The organism is Plantactinospora sp. B6F1 (assembly GCF_040120695.1).
Taxonomy (GTDB): Bacteria; Actinomycetota; Actinomycetes; order Mycobacteriales; family Micromonosporaceae; genus Plantactinospora.
The window spans coordinates 63,793-79,487 of the sequence record NZ_JBEEAC010000006.1; the positions used below are offsets into that span (position 1 = coordinate 63,793).

A 15,695-nucleotide genomic window follows, 5' to 3' on the forward strand; every position below is an offset into this window, starting at 1 on the left:
TTGGTGGCGACCGCCGCGCGCGACGGGGGAGCTGCCCTGGCGACTCCGCGGCGATATCCTCGGGTGGCCTGCCGTGCTGCCGGAGACGTGCCGGGTGACAGGTGATCGGCGTCACGTCCCCTGCTCCGATCTCACACCCGTACAAGTCGTGACACAAGCCTGCGGCGTGAACTATGCGCCACCGCGCGTACCGTCACCGTTCCCGGCCCGTTATGGTGGGACGGCCATGGCGAAGATCTTCCAGGTGTCGGCCCGGGCCGGCATGACCCGCGTCGTCGAACCGATCGCCCGGACCCTGCTGCGGGTCGGGGTGACGCCGAACGCCGTCACCGTGACCGGAACGCTCGGCGTGGTGGTCGGAGCGGTCGCGCTCGGGGCCCGGGGCTACCTGGTGGCCGGTGCGCTCGTGGTGACCTTCTTCGCCCTCACCGACCTGCTCGACGGCACGATGGCCCGGATGCGTGGCGGGTCGAGCCGGTTCGGCGCGTTCCTCGATTCGAGCATGGACCGGGTCTCCGACGGTGCGGTGTTCGGCGCCGTCGCGTACTGGCTGGCCACCCAGGACGACCACGTCGGGGTCGCCGCCGCGCTGATCTGCCTGGTTGTCGGTGGTCTCGTCTCGTACGTCAAGGCCCGTGCCGAGGGGCTCGGGATGACCTGCAACGTCGGGATCGCCGAGCGGACCGAGCGGCTGCTCATCGTCGGGGTCGGCGGGCTGCTGACCGGCCTCGGGCTGGACTGGGCGCTGGTCACCGCGCTCTGGCTGCTCGCCGCCGTCTCGGTCTTCACCGTCGCGCAGCGGATGACCCACGTCTACCGGCAGGCGCAGCGCGCCGAGACGGGCGTGGACGCGTGACCGGGCGGGTGGCGGCGTGAGAGTGCGGCGGGCCGGCCGGTGACCCCGGTCGAGTTCGCCTATCTGGCCGGCTGGCGGGCGGTACGCGCGCTGCCCCGGCCGGCCGCGGCGGCGCTGTTCCGGGCCGCCGCCGACCAGGCGTACCGCAGGCGCGGCCCCGGGACGCTCCGGCTCGCCGGCAACCTGCGCCGGGTGGTCGGCCCCGACCTGCCGGAGTCCGGCCTTGAAGATCTGGTCCGCCGGGGCCTGCGCTCGTACGCCCGCTACTGGCTCGACGTCTTCCGGCTGCCGTCCCGCAGTCGTGAGCAGCTCCGCGACGACTTCCGGCTCGACGGCGAGGAGCTGCTCGCCGCCGACATGACGGCCGGCCGGGGCGCGGTGGTGGCGTTGCCGCACTCCGGCAACTGGGACGCCGCCGGCGCCTGGGTCGCCGCGAACGGCTGGCCGATCGCCACCGTGATGGAGCGACTCAAGCCGGAGGGGGTGTTCGAGCGTTTCGTCGGCTTCCGGCGCCGGCTCGGCATGGAGATCCTGCCGACCCACGGTGGTGCCCGGGCACCCTTCGAGGTGCTGGCCGAGCGGCTCGCCGCCGGGTACCTGGTACCGCTGCTCGCCGACCGGGACCTGTCGGCGCGCGGCGTCGAGGTGCGGTTCTTCGGCGGTCGGGCCCGGATGCCGGCCGGCCCGGCGCTGCTGGCCGTCCGGACCGGTGCCCCGCTCTACGTGGCGGCGCTCTGGTACGACCCGGCCGGTCCACGGGGCCGGCTGACCGGGCCGCTGGAGGTGCCGGCGGCGGATACCGGCCCACTCGACCAGCGGGTCCGGACGCTGACCCAGCGGATCGCCGACCACCTGGCCGAGGGCATCGCGCAGCGTCCGGAAGACTGGCACATGCTGCAACGGGTCTGGATCGACGAACCCGGCATCTCCGCCGGTACGCCTGGGTCGGCCGCCGGATCGGCGGGCCCGGCCGGGGCGGGGCCGGGCACACCGGGCGCCCCGTCGATGTCCGAGCCGGCCTGAGAGGGAGGCGCAGTGCGGATCGGCATCGTGTGTCCGTACTCCTTCGACGTCCCCGGCGGGGTGCAGAACCACGTGATCGACCTCGCCGAGGCGCTGATCGGGCTCGGCCACGAGGTGAGCGTGCTGGCACCGGCGGACGAGGACTCGCCGCTGCCGCCGTACGTGGTGTCGGCCGGCCGGTCGGTGCCGCTGCCGTACAACGGGTCGGTGGCCCGGATCAGTTTCGGCCCGGTCTCCACCGCCCGGGTCCGGCGCTGGCTGGCCCGGGGCCGCTTCGACGTGCTGCACGTGCACGAGCCGTTCACGCTCAGCCTCTCCCTGCTCGCCGTGCTCTCCGCCCGAGGGCCGGTGGTCGCCACCTTCCACACCGCGATGACCCGGTCCCGGGCGCTGGCCGCCGCCCAGGGGGTGTTGCAGTTCGCCGTGGAGCGGATCACCGCCCGGATCGCGGTGAGCGCGTTGGCCCGCAAGGTCCAGGTCGAGCATCTCGGCGGCGGGGCGGTGGAGATCCCCAACGGGGTGGCGGTGGCGAAGTTCGCCGATGCCGAGCCGCTGCCCGGGTGGCCGGGCCCGTGCGGGACGGGCGAGGGGGGCACGCTGGGCTTCCTCGGCCGGTTCACCGAGCCCCGGAAGGGCTTCGGCGTGCTCCGGGAGGCGTTCGTCGCGCTTGCCGCGCGGCGTCCGGGGCTGCGGCTGCTGGTCGCCGGCCCGGGGGACGTGGCCGAACTGCACGAGGGCGTACCGGAGGGGCTGCGGGACCGGATCACCTTCCTCGGCCGGGTCCCCGAAACGGAGAAGGCGCGGATGCTGCGCAGCGTGCACCTCTACGTCGCGCCGAACACCGGAGGCGAATCCTTCGGGATGATCTTGACCGAGGCGATGGCCGCCGGAGCGACCGTGGTGGCGAGCGATCTGGACGCCTTCCGTCGGGTGCTGGACGGGGGCCGGGCCGGTGAGCTCTTTCCCACCGGGGATTCGACGGCGCTGCGGCGTACCCTGACCGCCCTGCTCGACGACCCGGTGCGCCGGACCGAGCTGTCCGGTTGTGCCCGGGAGGTGGTCGAAACCTTCGACTGGCCGACGGTGGCCCGCCGGGTTCTGGAGGTGTACGCGACGGCGATCGAGGCAACCGACGGTCGGGTGCTGGACGAGGAGTGGATCGGGCCCGGCTGACTGGCCCCGGAACCGGTCCAGAAGGGTGCGAAAGCACACCGACCGTCCCGCGCCGCCCGTCCGGGGCCGGTGCTGCCCGACTGCGTGGTACGGGCGGTTTGGCCGGGCTGGTCCGCGGTGCGCCGGTGACGTGCCGACGAGACGGGAATGGGGGCCGCACTACGATGCCGGGCATGTGGTGGGTGGTGGGCGTCGTCGTGGCGGTGGTCCTGGTGACGGCGTACCTGGTCTGGATCGCGGCCCGGGTCGACCGGATGCACGCCCGGGTGCGGTCGGCCACCCGGGCTCTGGACGCGCACCTGCTCCGCCGGGCGGCCGCCGCCGCGGTCCTGGCAGAGGAGCGGTACGTGCTGGAGCTGTACGCGGCGTCCCGGATCGCCCTCGACGCCGAGGGTGAGGAGCGGGAGGCCGCGGAGAACGACCTCACCCGGCAGTTGCGGTCCAGCGTGCTGGATCCAGAGGAGCCGGCCGCGGCGGCGGTGATCGGTGCCAGCCGGCGGCTCGCGCTGGCCCGTCAGGTCCACACCGATCTGGTACGCGACGCGCTGTCCCTGCGGCGCCGCCCCGTCGTACGCCTGTTCCGGATGTCCCGCAAGCACGAACTGCCGCGCTACTTCGACATCGACGACCCGACCCTGAACAGCCGCCCGGAACTGTCGGTCGGCTGACGGGTGCGATCCACGGCCGCAGAGGAGCCCGGCCGCAGGGTGAGCCCGGCCACAGGGCAGGCCACCCGGGGTCTGATTGGCTGTCGGTCCGGCGTTGCACCCCGCGTAGCATCGAGTGCGACTTCACCTACCCGAGCCGACCTCACCCGCCCGCACCACTGTCGAGGAGCGAGAACGCCGTGTCCGAATCCACCGCCCAGTCCGGTTCCGACCAGTCGACCGCGGCTGGAGAGCCGACCGTCAGCGCCACCGGAGTGGTCGGTACCGCGCGGGTCAAGCGGGGTATGGCCGAGATGCTCAAGGGTGGCGTGATCATGGACGTGGTCACCCCCGAGCAGGCCAAGATCGCCGAGGATGCCGGCGCGGTCGCGGTGATGGCGCTGGAGCGGGTACCGGCCGACATCCGGGCCCAGGGCGGCGTCTCCCGGATGAGCGACCCGGACATGATCGACGGCATCATCCAGGCGGTCTCCATCCCGGTGATGGCCAAGGCCCGGATCGGGCACTTCGTCGAGGCGCAGGTGCTCCAGGCGCTGGGCGTCGACTACGTGGACGAGTCCGAGGTGCTGACCCCGGCGGACTACGCCAACCACATCGACAAGTGGGCCTTCACCGTGCCGTTCGTCTGCGGCGCCACCAACCTGGGTGAGGCGCTGCGCCGGATCACCGAGGGAGCGGCGATGATCCGCTCCAAGGGCGAGGCCGGCACCGGCGACGTCTCCAACGCCACCACGCACATGCGGAAGATCCGGGCCGAGATCGGCCGCCTCGGCTCGCTGCCCGGCGACGAGCTGTACGTCGCCGCCAAGGAGCTGCAGGCGCCCTACGAGCTGGTCCGGGAGGTGGCCGAGACCGGGAAGCTGCCGGTGGTGCTCTTCACCGCGGGTGGCATCGCCACCCCGGCGGACGCCGCGATGATGATGCAGCTCGGCGCGGAGGGCGTCTTCGTCGGCTCCGGGATCTTCAAGTCCGGCAATCCGGCGCAGCGGGCCGCCGCGATCGTCAAGGCCACCACCTTCTACGACGACCCCGACGTGCTGGCCAAGGTGTCGCGAGGGCTCGGCGAGGCGATGGTCGGGATCAACGTGGACGACATCCCCGTGCCGCACCGGCTGGCGGAGCGGGGTTGGTGACCTCGGCTTCCGCGAGGACTCGCCGCGCGAGTGCGCCGGGGTTGGTCGTCGGGGTTCTGGCGCTACAGGGCGACGTACGAGAGCATCTGACCGCGCTGACCGCCTCGGGCGCGCAAGCGCGGCCGGTGCGCCGGCCGGAGGAGCTGGAGCAGGTCGACGGACTGGTGGTCCCGGGCGGGGAGTCGACCACCATCAGCAAGCTCGCCGAGACCTTCGACCTGCTCGATCCGATCCGCAAGCGCGTCGACGCGGGCATGCCGGTCTACGGCTCCTGCGCCGGCATGATCATGTTGGCGACCGAGGTGCTGGACGGCCGTCCCGACCAGCGCAGCTTCGGCGGCATCGAGATGACCGTCCGGCGCAACGCCTTCGGCCGGCAGGTCGACTCCTTCGAGGCGCCGGTGGATATCGCCGGCATCCCGGGGCCGAGTTTCCACGCGGTCTTCATCCGGGCGCCCTGGGTCGAGCGGGTCGCCGACGGGGTGGAGGTGCTGGGCAGGGTGAGCGGCGGCCCGGCGGCCGGGCGGATCGTCGCGGTCCGGCAGGGAAACGCCGTCGCCACCGCCTTCCACCCGGAGCTGACCGGCGACCGGCGGCTGCACCGCTGGTTCGTCGATCTCGTCCGGGAGGCAGGCGTCTCCGCCTAGCGACGGCCGGTGACCCGTCCCGCCCGGCGGCAACGACCGATCCGACCCCGTGCCACGCGTGAGTACGCCACCACCGCGTCGGTAGGATTGTCGCGGGTTCGGCGGTTCTTCGTGGAGAACATGACGCGCGGTGCAGTCGACACAGACGCCGGGTAACGATGGAGGTCAGGTATGTCCGGCCACTCTAAGTGGGCGACGACGAAGCACAAGAAGGCGGTCATCGACGCCAAGCGCGGCAAGATGTTTGCCAAGCTGATCAAGAACGTCGAGGTCGCGGCGCGTACCGGCGGTGGTGACCCGGCCGGTAACCCGACCCTCTTCGACGCCATCCAGAAGGCGAAGAAGAACTCGGTACCGAACGACAACATCGACCGCGCCGTCAAGCGCGGCTCCGGCCTGGAGGCCGGCGGGGCCGACTGGCAGACGGTGATGTACGAGGGGTACGCCCCGGGCGGCGTCGCGCTGTTGATCGAGTGCCTGACCGACAACCGCAACCGTGCCGCGACCGAGGTACGCACCGCGTTGACCCGCAACGGAGGTTCGCTGGCGGACGCGGGCTCGGTGTCGTACATGTTCTCCCGCAAGGGCGTGGTGATCGTACCGAAGGCGGGGCTCTCCGAGGACGACGTGCTGTTGGCCGTCCTCGACGCCGGGGCCGAGGAGGTCAACGACCTGGACGAGGCGTTCGAGGTGGTCTCCGAGCCCGGTGACCTGATCGCCGTACGGACCGCGTTGCAGGATGCCGGCATCGACTACGAGTCGGCCGAGTCCTCCCTGGTGCCGAGCGTCACCGTCCCGCTGGACGAAGAGGGTGCCCGCAAGGTCTTCAAGTTGATCGACGCGTTGGAGGACTCCGACGACGTGCAGAACGTCTACGGAAACTTCGACGTCTCCGACGAGGTCATGGCGGCGGTCGGCTGAGCTCGGGTGAGCCGACAACCCCCGGCGAGCCCATCGTCGGCGTGGTACGCGAGTTCGACCCCGACCGGGGGTGGGGGGTGCTCGATGCCGTCGAGGCCCCAGGCGGCTGCTGGGTGCACTTCTCCGCCGTCGTCGCCCCGGGATACCGCAGCCTGTCAGCCGGGCAGCGGGTCTTCTTCCGCGTCGAGGCGCCGGGGCAGGACGGTTACCCGTACCGGGCCACGAAGGTCTGGAGCGAAGGCTCGGTGGAGCCGCCGGACCGGGGGCCGGACGGGGACTCGTCGTCGGTGGCGTACCGCAGCACGCTCACGATCGTCAACGACGAGCCACCCCACCCCTGAGATCGCTTCGTGTGCTGTTGCTGCCCCTCAAGGGGCAGCGACAGCACACGAACCGCTGCCCGGCACGCTCGCCGCCGGGCCCTCGGCGAGGTCGGTGCAGTAGGCGACGGTGGCGTCGTCCGCCGCCACCGCCTGCTGGGCCTCCGCTTGGCGGACGCGGCGGATGATCGCGGCGGGCCCGCTCGACGCGAGCATCGCCAGCACCTCGGGCCAGCCGGCGAGCCGGAACCGGTCGACGATCCGGCTGGCGCCGTTGCTGAGCAACACCGCACCGGTCAGTTCGGAGACGGGACAGCTGCCGATGACGGCCTCGGCCGCCGCCCGGGGGTCCTCCTTGGCCACCCAGTAGCCGCCTGGCCGGTTGCGATTGGCGCGCAGCACGGCGATGCCGTCGCGGCGGACCTGTTCGTACTCGGCACTGCCCTCGACCGCCGCTGCCAGCGCGGACCGGTACGGCCGGGCCAGCGTCACCTCCCGGGGATCCGAGACGACGAGCGGGGCCCTCGCTCCGGCGGAGTCGCCGGCTCGGTCGAGGACGAGGAACGAGTCGCCGAGCACGAGGTGGTCGGCGTGGCCGTCGCGCAGGCGCAGGATCGCCACGCTCGCCCACGGGCTGCGGGGATCAGCGAGATCGCAGCCGGGACCGTGGGCGTCCGCCACCTGCACGATCGCCTCGGCGAGCAGCGCCGGAACGGGCCGGTTCGTGTCGGATGACAGCAGACCGAGGAGTTCCACCCCCAACCGGCGGGCGTACCAGGCCGGGCCGTGCCGGCAGACCAGTTCGGCACCGGACACCCCACCGGCACCGTCGACCAGCACGATCGCCGTGGGAACCACGCCGACGAAGTCCTCGTTTCCGCGACCGGTGCGGGCTGCGGCAGTTGCCATCGTCACCCGCACGTCCCGCCGCCTTCCCGCCGATCCGGGCATCAACCTTAGAACCCGCGCCGACGGTGGCACACACGCCGAACCGCGAGCCGTCGTGGCCGGGCGCTCCGGCTCCGAGTCGTCGTGGCCGGGCGTACCGACCTGAGTCGTCGTGGCCGGGCGTTCCGGGGCCGGCCACCGCCGGGAGCGGGGGTCGGCGTCGGCCTGGGCCGGTGGGGTGGGCGCGGTGGTGGGTCGGTCGCCTGGACCGCCGGTCGTCCGACGGTCCAGGCGCGGTTCCGACCCCTCCGCCGGCCGGCGAATCGGATCAGATGCTGAAGCCGCCGTCGACGTCGATCGTCGCGCCCGTGACGTACGAGCTGGCGGCGCTGGCCACCCAGGCGACCGCCGCCGCGATCTCGGCCGGCTCGGCGTACCGGCCGACGGCGGTGAGACCGCGAACGGTCTCCGCCATGGGGCTGTCGGCCGGGTTGGCATCGGTGTCGGTCGGGCCGGGGTTGACCAGGTTCGCGGTGATGCCCCGGGGCCCGAGATCACGGCCGAGTCCCTTGGTCAGCCCGGTCAGTGCGGTCTTGCTCATCGAGTAGAGCGCGAAGCCCGGAAACGGTGCTCGTTCGGCCATGTTGCTGCCGATGGTGATGATCCGTCCACCGTCGACCATGTGCCGGGCCGCCGCCTGTGCGGCGAGGAACGGTGCCCGAACGTTCACCGCCACGGTCTGCTCGAACTCGGCGAGCCCCAACTCGGTCACCGGCCCGACGATGAACGCCCCGGCATTGTTGACCAGTACGTCGAGCCGGCCGAACTCGCCGGCCGCGCGGTCCACCGCCGAGACGATCGCCTCGGGGTCGGCGCTGTCCGCCTGGATCGCCAGCCCGCGCCGGCCGATCTCCTTGATCCGGTCCAGCACGACGCCGGCCGCCTCGGCGTCGCGCTGGTAGGTCAGCACCACGTCGGCGCCCTCCTCGGCCAACCGCACCGCCACCGCCGCACCGATGCCCCGGCTCCCGCCGGTGACGAACGCTACCTTTCCATCCAGAACACGGCTCTTTGCTGAAATAACCTCACTCATGTGAACCATCGTGCGCGAGCGCCGGGCCGCCGTCTGGCGGTGATCGGACGCCTCGTTCGGCGAATCGACGTCGGACAGGTCCGGGCGCTATGCCCCGATCCCGCCGGCGTGGGCCGGGCAAGCACGCCGAGCTCACCTGCGTGCGGACGGCTGGGCACGGCGAGATCACCGGCGTGCGGCCGCCGGTCGGGCACGCCGAGCTCACCTGTGTGCGGACGGCTGGGCACGCCGAGCTCACCTGTGTGCGGCCGCCGGTCGGGCACGGCGAGATCACCGGTCTGCGGCCGCAGGTCGGGTACGGCGGACCCGGCTGTGCAGCAGCAGCGTGCCGGCGGTGAGCAGGGCCAGCGCGACCGTGCCGAGCCCGGAGGCGAACAGCGTGCCGGCGGCACCGAACGCGGTCACCAGCGGACCACCGAGTGCCGCGCCGAGCGGTGTCGCGGCGGCGGTGACCACGCCCCGGGCGGCCAGCACCGCGGGCAGGTCCGCCGGGTCGGCCGCGTTCTGGAACAGTGCGAGGCTGAACGCGGGAAACGGCCCGTAGACCAGGCCGCCGAGAGCGAAGCAGGCCAGGGTGAGCCAGACCGGGGCGGCCAGGCCGAACGGGACCAGCAGCAGGCCCCAGCCGGCGATCACCGCGATGGTCACCGGCCACTGCCGGGCCCGGGTCAGCATCCCGCCGAGCAGGCCGCCGACGACTGCGCCGACCCCGAACACGGTCCAGTAGCCGCCGAGCAGTCCGGCGGCGGCGCTCAGCTCGTCGGCGACGTACAGCGGAAGGGCCACCTCGACCGGGCCGTAGAGGAAGTAGAAGACGGCGGTGACCGCGATCAACCCGATCAGTTCAGGGCGGTGGGCGAGGATCCGGAAGCCCCGGCCGGTCGGTCGGGCGCCGGACGGCCGGCCGCCGGCGGCCGGTGGACGCAGCCGGGCTGCCTGTACCGCCAGCAGCAGGTAGCTGAGCGCATCGAGGCCGAGCACCAGCGCCGGGTGGATGGTGGCGACCAGCAGGCCGGCCACCGCCGGGCCGGCCACGAAGGCGGCCTGCTGGCTCGTCCCGACCAGCGCGTTCGCCGGCAGCCGGCGCTCGGCCGGAAAGATCTCACTGATCAACGTGTACGTCCCCGCGGTGCCCCACGCGGCGAGCAGCGACGAGACCGCGAGCAGGGCGACGTACCGCCCGACGGTGAGCTGGTCGAGCAGGTGCAGTACGACCACTGCGCCGAGCGCACCGGCCCGGAGTACCGAGTTTGCCAGTACCAGGCGGCGGGCGGCGGCCCGGCTCAGCCAGCGGGCGAACAGCAGAGCCCCGGCGGCGGCCGGTAACGCGTACGCGGTCACGGCGGCGCCGACGATCAGCCCGGCCTGGTCCGGCGGGGCGAGCCGCAGCGCGAGCCAGGCGATCGCCACCACGCTCATCCCGTCGCCGAGGTGCGAGACCACCAGCCCGGAGAGCAGCCGGCGGAAGGCCGGTTCGGCGAACGCGGCCCGATAGGGGGCCGGGACCAGCCGGGCCGGAGGGGGCATCCAGGGAATATCTCAGGTGAGGTCTGGTTGAGGTCAACGGCCCTCGGAACGGCCGTCCCACCGTCGTCGATCTGGGCTGACGACAGCAGGGGGTGAGGCGCCTCACAATACGATACGGAACGGTGCCGTTTCGGTTCTCGGCTGACTAGTGTCGGTGCGGTCAAAAACTTCCCCGCGGGCCGAATTCGGCGATCGCGGGGCTTCGGGGGGACATCAAGGCATGGAGTTAACCGAAAACACCGGGCACCCGAGGCGCTGGGCCATTCTCGGCGTGCTCGTGATCAGCCTGCTGGTGATCGTGCTGGACAACACGGTCCTGAACGTCGCGCTGCGCACCCTGGCCGACCCGGTGCACGGCCTCGGCGCCAGCCAGGGCGAACTGGAATGGTCGATCAACTCGTACACCCTGGTCTTCGCCGGGCTGCTGTTCACCTTCGGTGTGCTCGGCGACCGGTACGGACGCAAGTGGTTCCTGCTCGTCGGCCTGGCGATGTTCGGCCTCGCATCGCTGCTGTCGGCGTACGCGCAGAGTCCGGGGCAACTGATCGGCGCCCGTGCCCTGATGGGCTTCGGGGCCGCCGCCGTGATGCCGGTGACCCTGTCGATCATCTCGAACGTCTTCGATCCCCGGGAGCGCGGCCGCGCCATCGGGGTCTGGGCCGGTGCGATCGGTCTCGGCGTGGCGATCGGCCCGGTGCTGGGTGGACTGCTGCTGGAGAACTACTGGTGGGGCTCGGTCTTCCTGATCAACGTGCCGGTGGTGCTGATCGGGCTGGTCGCGGTGGCGCTGCTGGTGCCCGACTCGCGGGACCCGAGGCCGGGCAGGATCGACGTGATCGGCGTACTGCTCTCGGTGGTCGGCCTGGTCGCCCTGTCGTACGGGATCATCGACGGTGGCGAGCACGGCTTCGGCCGGCCACTGGTCTGGGCGTCGATCGTCGGCGGGCTGGCCGTGCTCGCCGCGTTCGTGGCCTGGGAGCGCCGGGTCGAGTTCCCGTCGCTGGACGTACGCCTGTTCCGGGTACCCCGGTTCGCCGCCCCGGTCGCGGTGATCGGCCTGGTCTTCTTCGCCGCCATGGGCGTGATGTTCTTCAGTGCGTTCTACCTGCAACTCGTCCGTGGCTACAGCCCGCTGGAGACCGGTCTGCTGATGCTGCCGTTCGCCGTCGCCCAGCTGGTCTTCGCACCGCGCAGCGCCGCCATGGTCAAGCGGTACGGCGGCCGGGCGGTTGCGGTGACCGGGCTGGCCCTCACCTCGGGGGCGCTGGTGGCGTTCGCCTTCGCCACCGCGACCACCCCGATCTGGATCATCGGGTTGATCTTCTTCGTCCAGGGCGTCGGGATGGCCAACATCATGCCGCCGGCGACCGAGTCGATCATGTCTGCGCTACCCCGGGAGAAGGCCGGGGTGGGCTCGGCGGTCAGCAACACCGTCCGTCAGGTCGCCGGCGCGCTCGGCGTCGCGGTGCTCGGCTCGGTGCTCAGCGGGGTCTACCGGGACCAGATCGAGCCGGCGGCCCGTACGCTGCCGGCGCCGGCCCGGGACGCCGCGTCCGAGTCGGTCTCCGGGGCGTACGCGGTCGCGGAGCGGCTCGGTCCGGCCGGCTCGGCCGTGACCAGCGCCGCCAACGACGCCTTCGTGACGGCCATGCACTGGGCCAGCGGGCTGTCGGCGGCGATCGCCGCGCTCGGCATCCTGGTGGTGCTCCGCTGGCTGCCCGGCCGCATGGCCGAGGAGCAGTTGCTGCCGCCGGAGCCGGTGGCCGATCCCGAGTTGGTCGCCGCCTGAGCGACCGGGGACAATGGGCGACGTGACCGAGACGACGGATGCTCCGCGGGCGCCAGGACGCCCGCGGAGCATCCGCGCGGACGAGGCGATCCTGGAGGCCGCGCTCGACCTGCTCGCCGGAGACAGCAGTATCGAGACGCTGTCGATCGAGGCGATCGCCGCTCGGGCCGGGGTGGGCAAGGCGACCATCTACCGGCGCTGGTCCGGCAAGGAGGCCCTGCTCCAGGACGCCCTGCGCCGGCTGAAGCCGCCGCCACCGCCACCGCCCGGCCGGTCCGTACGCGAGGACCTGGTCACGCTGGTCGGCAACACCGGGCACAACCCGGACCCCCGGATGCGGCAGATCATGCCCTGCCTGATGCCCGTGATCAGCCGCAGCCCCGAGCAGTACCGGCTCTACCAGGAGATGGTCGAGCCGCGACGGCGGATGATCCGCGAGGTGCTGCGCCGGGGGATCGACCTCGGCGAGCTGCGTGCCGACCTCGACGTCGAGCTCACCGTCGCGCTGCTCACCGCGCCGCTGGTGATGCAGCGGCTGCTCCGCGCCCAGCCTGACCTGGACGAGCACGACCTGCCGGCGCGGGTCGTCGACGCCGTCATCGCCGGCATCGCCGTCCGCTGAGCGCGGGTGGCGGCCCCACCGTCCGCCGTTGAGCCACGGGTACGACAAATGAGCCACGGATACGACAAAACCCGGCGAACGTTACTGGACACCGCATCAGCCGTCGGCTGCGGCCGGCCCGGATGAGCTGCGCAGCCGGTGCAGGCGCAGCGCGAGCTGCACCTCCAGCGCACGCTCCGGCTTCTGCCACTGCGCACCGAGCAGCTGACCGACCCGATCCAGCCGCTGGGTCACGGTGTTGACGTGCACGTGCAGCAGCTCCGCCGCCCGGGCGAGGCTGCCACCCACCCCGAAGTACGCCTCCAGCGTCTTCACCAGCGCGGTCCCCCGGCGGGCGTCGTAGTCGACCACCGGACCGATGGTGTCGACCAGGAACCGGGCCACCTCCCGCTCGCCACCGGACTCGACCGCGCCGAGCAGCAGCCCGACGAAGCCGAGTTCGGCGCTGCTGGCCCCCTCGCCGGACCGGCCCAGCGCGCGCAGCGCGGTGAGGCAGCGCTCCGCCTCCCGGGCCGCCCCGGCCAGTGCGGCGGGTCCGGTCGCCGGCCCGCCCGCTCCGGCGGTGACCGGCCGGCCCAGTGCCCGGGACAGGTCCCGGAGCACGGTCCGGGCCGCCGCACCCGCGTCGCCGCCCGGCAGCATCAGCACCGCCCGCCCGTCCCGGCCCGCCGCCAGCCCGCCGTGTGCCAAGGCGTACGTGCTGGCCCAGGAGGTGACCCGCTGCCGCACCGAGGTACTGCCCGTCATCGCGTCGTCGGCCACCGCCACGAGCACGTGCGGCGCGTCCAGGTCCACGCCGAGCCGGCGGGCCCGGCCGCGCAACGCGGCGACGTCGATCACCGGTCGGGCGATCAGGTCGTCGAGCAGCTCCCCCCGGACCCGTCCCTCCGCCTCGGCGACCGTCTGCCGGAACAGCAGCAGCAGCGCGGTGACCAGCGCCGCCCGCTCCAGGATCCGCTGGTCGGCGTCGACCAGTTCCTCCTCCGGGCGGGAGACCAGGGCGCCGAGATTCTCCGTACCGGCGACGACGGCGGCGTACCAGAGGTCGCCCCGGTGCACGCTGCGCCCCTCGGTGCGCGACGCCACCACCGCCTCGTCCAGCGCCGCCCGGTCGGGCTCGCCGATCTCGCCGACCCGGGCCAGCGTCCGGCCCTCGGCGTCCAACGCCAGCAGCGCGCCGCCGAGTATCTCGGTCACCGCCGCCGCCACGTCCTCCACCCCGCCGCCGCGCAGCACCAGCGAGGTCATCCGGTCGTGCGCGGCGGCGGCCCGCTCCACCGACGCGCTGTGCGCCTGGATCGTCGTGTTCGCCGCCGACAGCTCCGCCAGCGCCGCCCGGGTCTCGGCGAGCAGCCGTGCCGTGTCGATCGCGACCGCGGCGTGCGCGGCCAGCGAGAGCAGCAGCGACACCTCTTCCCGGGCGAACGGCCGGGCCGATCGGTTCGCGGCGTAGAGCACCCCGATCACCCGGGAGCCGAGCCGCAGCGGCACCCCGAGGATGGCGACCAGCCCTTCCTCGCGTACCCCGGCGTCGATCTCCCCGGTGTGGTGGAACCTCGCGTCCCGCGGATAGTTCGCGGTCGCGTACGGGCTGCCGGTCTGCGCCACCAGCCCGCCGAGTCCGGCGCCCATCGGCAGCCGGAGCCCCTGGAACCGGGCCGAGATCGAACCGTCGGTGACCCGCATGTACGTGTCGCCCCGGTCGTCGTCGACCAGCGTCATGTACGCCACGTCGGTGCCGAGCAGGTGCCGGGCCCGGCGCACGATCGCCCGCAGCACGTCGTCCGAGTCGCGCAGCCCGGCGAGGTCGCTGGCGGTGTCGTAGAGGCCGGAGAGTTCCGCCTCGCGGCGCCGCCGCCGTTCCAGCAGCGCCCGTACCCGCAGCGCCACCACCTTCGCCGCCTCTAGTTCGGCGAGCCGTTCGGCGGGAACCCCGGCCGCCCGGGCGGCCACCAGCGGCCCCTCGAACTCGACCGGAGCGGCCTCCCGGGCCAGCAGCTCCAGAAACTCGATCGGCGAGGACACGGGCTTCATTCTGCGTCGGCGTCCACTCAGTTCGCCGTCCAACCCCCGTCGAGGGGAATCGAGGCGCCGGTGAGGGAGGAGGCGGCGGGGGAGCAGAGGTAGGCGACGAGTTCTGCCACCTCCTCCGGCTCGATCAGCCGTTTGATCGCCGCCCGGGCCAGCATGATCCGTTCGACCACCTCGCTCTCGGCGATGCCGTGCGCGGTGGCCTGCGCGGCGATCTGTCCCTCGACCAGGGGCGTGCGGACGTAGGCCGGGTTGACGCAGTTGGCGGTCACCCCGCGTGTCGCCCCCTCCAGGGCGACGACCTTCGACAGCCCTTCCAGGGCGTGCTTGGCGGAGACGTACGCCGCCTTGAACGCCGAGGCGCGCAGCCCGTGCACCGAGGAGATGTTGACGATCCGGCCCCAGCCGGCGGCGTACATGTGCGGCAGCGCCCGCCGGACGATCAGGAAGGGCGCGGTGACCATCACCCGGTGCAGGTGGTCGAAGCGTTCCGGCGGGAACTCGTCGAGCGGCGCCACGTGTTGCAGCCCGGCGTTGTTGACCACGATGTCGAGCCCCGGGTCGATCCGGTCGACGGCACCGGGATCGGCGAGGTCCAGCCCGAGCGCCCGGCCGCCGACCTCGGCGGCGACCGTCTCGGCCCGGCCGGCGTCCCGGTCCACCACGATCACCTTCGCGCCGGCCGCCGCCAGCCGGACGGCGCAGGCCCGGCCGATGCCGCCGGCACCGCCGGTCACCAGGGCGGTCTTGCCGGACAGGTCGAGCCGGACGACCCGCGGGTGGCGGGCACCGGTCGGGCCGTCGGCCGGCGCCGCAGCCTCCTGCTGCCGCCCTCGCGCGGCCTGGTCGTCCCGACCCGGTTCTACCGTCATGGCCGAGAAAGTTACGAGGCAACCGGTCGGCGGCACATGGGCGCCGGCCACATACTCCGGCACCGGCCTATGTGGCGACCGCCGGCGGGCGACCGAGCCCGGCCGGCGATGATCGGGTACGGGCGTGTCGGC

Annotated in this window: 15 protein-coding genes; 10 read left to right on the forward strand and 5 right to left on the reverse strand. The window is 73.0% G+C overall.

The genetic code is table 11. The features are described 5' to 3' along the window. The first annotated feature begins 226 nt into the window (after positions 1-226). From pgsA to ABNF97_RS11020, 8 genes are all read left to right on the forward strand, one after another. The gene (gene pgsA / locus ABNF97_RS10985; RefSeq protein ID WP_130460355.1) at positions 227-856 is read left to right on the forward strand and encodes a phosphatidylinositol phosphate synthase; all 630 of its coding nucleotides are present in this window, start codon (positions 227-229) and stop codon (positions 854-856) included. 39 nt (positions 857-895) lie between these two features. Beyond that, positions 896-1,879 carry a phosphatidylinositol mannoside acyltransferase gene (locus tag ABNF97_RS10990; protein WP_130460354.1) on the forward strand — a complete coding sequence of 328 codons (984 nt, stop codon included), beginning with the start codon at positions 896-898 and terminating at the stop codon, positions 1,877-1,879. Positions 1,880-1,891: 12 nt separating this feature from the next. Further along, positions 1,892-3,052, forward strand: coding sequence for a glycosyltransferase (locus ABNF97_RS10995; protein ID WP_130460353.1), 1,161 nt, complete (start codon positions 1,892-1,894; stop codon positions 3,050-3,052). 164 nt (positions 3,053-3,216) lie between these two features. Beyond that, positions 3,217-3,720 carry a hypothetical protein gene (locus ABNF97_RS11000; protein ID WP_130460352.1) on the forward strand — a complete coding sequence of 168 codons (504 nt, stop codon included), beginning with the start codon at positions 3,217-3,219 and terminating at the stop codon, positions 3,718-3,720. Between the two features lie 254 nt (positions 3,721-3,974). Next, on the forward strand, positions 3,975-4,853 hold the full coding sequence (pdxS, locus tag ABNF97_RS11005; protein ID WP_130465557.1) for a pyridoxal 5'-phosphate synthase lyase subunit PdxS: 879 nt from the start codon (positions 3,975-3,977) through the stop codon (positions 4,851-4,853). Positions 4,854-4,894: 41 nt separating this feature from the next. Further along, the gene (gene pdxT / locus ABNF97_RS11010; protein ID WP_486484895.1) at positions 4,895-5,500 is read left to right on the forward strand and encodes a pyridoxal 5'-phosphate synthase glutaminase subunit PdxT; all 606 of its coding nucleotides are present in this window, start codon (positions 4,895-4,897) and stop codon (positions 5,498-5,500) included. 171 nt (positions 5,501-5,671) lie between these two features. After that, a complete protein-coding gene (locus ABNF97_RS11015) occupies positions 5,672-6,421 on the forward strand; it encodes a YebC/PmpR family DNA-binding transcriptional regulator (RefSeq protein ID WP_130460350.1) in 750 nt (249 codons plus the stop codon). 41 nt (positions 6,422-6,462) lie between these two features. Next, the gene (locus ABNF97_RS11020; RefSeq protein WP_349338462.1) at positions 6,463-6,762 is read left to right on the forward strand and encodes a cold-shock protein; all 300 of its coding nucleotides are present in this window, start codon (positions 6,463-6,465) and stop codon (positions 6,760-6,762) included. Positions 6,763-6,789: 27 nt separating this feature from the next. On the opposite strand, the gene ABNF97_RS11025 is transcribed toward ABNF97_RS11020, so the two are convergent. The 3 genes from ABNF97_RS11025 to ABNF97_RS11035 form a co-directional block, all read right to left on the reverse strand. Beyond that, entirely contained in the window at positions 6,790-7,650 is an 861-nt protein-coding gene (locus ABNF97_RS11025) for a hypothetical protein (RefSeq protein ID WP_349338568.1), read from the reverse strand. A gap of 307 nt (positions 7,651-7,957) precedes the next feature. Further along, entirely contained in the window at positions 7,958-8,722 is a 765-nt protein-coding gene (locus tag ABNF97_RS11030) for an SDR family NAD(P)-dependent oxidoreductase (RefSeq protein WP_349338463.1), read from the reverse strand. A 270-nt stretch (positions 8,723-8,992) separates the two neighbouring features. Beyond that, the gene (locus tag ABNF97_RS11035) at positions 8,993-10,249 is read right to left on the reverse strand and encodes an MFS transporter (protein WP_130460347.1); all 1,257 of its coding nucleotides are present in this window, start codon (positions 10,247-10,249) and stop codon (positions 8,993-8,995) included. Between the two features lie 220 nt (positions 10,250-10,469). Between ABNF97_RS11035 and ABNF97_RS11040 the strand changes: the two genes are divergently transcribed. Together ABNF97_RS11040 and ABNF97_RS11045 are read left to right on the forward strand one after the other, a co-directional pair. After that, positions 10,470-12,038 (forward strand): DHA2 family efflux MFS transporter permease subunit, encoded by a 1,569-nt coding sequence (locus ABNF97_RS11040; RefSeq protein ID WP_130460346.1) that lies wholly within the window; start codon positions 10,470-10,472, stop codon positions 12,036-12,038. Positions 12,039-12,051: 13 nt separating this feature from the next. Continuing rightward, positions 12,052-12,660, forward strand: coding sequence for a TetR/AcrR family transcriptional regulator C-terminal ligand-binding domain-containing protein (locus tag ABNF97_RS11045; RefSeq protein WP_130460345.1), 609 nt, complete (start codon positions 12,052-12,054; stop codon positions 12,658-12,660). Positions 12,661-12,756: 96 nt separating this feature from the next. Here the strand turns inward: ABNF97_RS11045 and ABNF97_RS11050 are convergent, their stop codons facing one another. Then, positions 12,757-14,694 carry a helix-turn-helix domain-containing protein gene (locus ABNF97_RS11050; RefSeq protein WP_349338464.1) on the reverse strand — a complete coding sequence of 646 codons (1,938 nt, stop codon included), beginning with the start codon at positions 14,692-14,694 and terminating at the stop codon, positions 12,757-12,759. Between the two features lie 17 nt (positions 14,695-14,711). Beyond that, a complete protein-coding gene (locus tag ABNF97_RS11055) occupies positions 14,712-15,563 on the reverse strand; it encodes a 3-hydroxybutyrate dehydrogenase (RefSeq protein ID WP_349338465.1) in 852 nt (283 codons plus the stop codon). Positions 15,564-15,695: the final 132 nt, after the last annotated feature.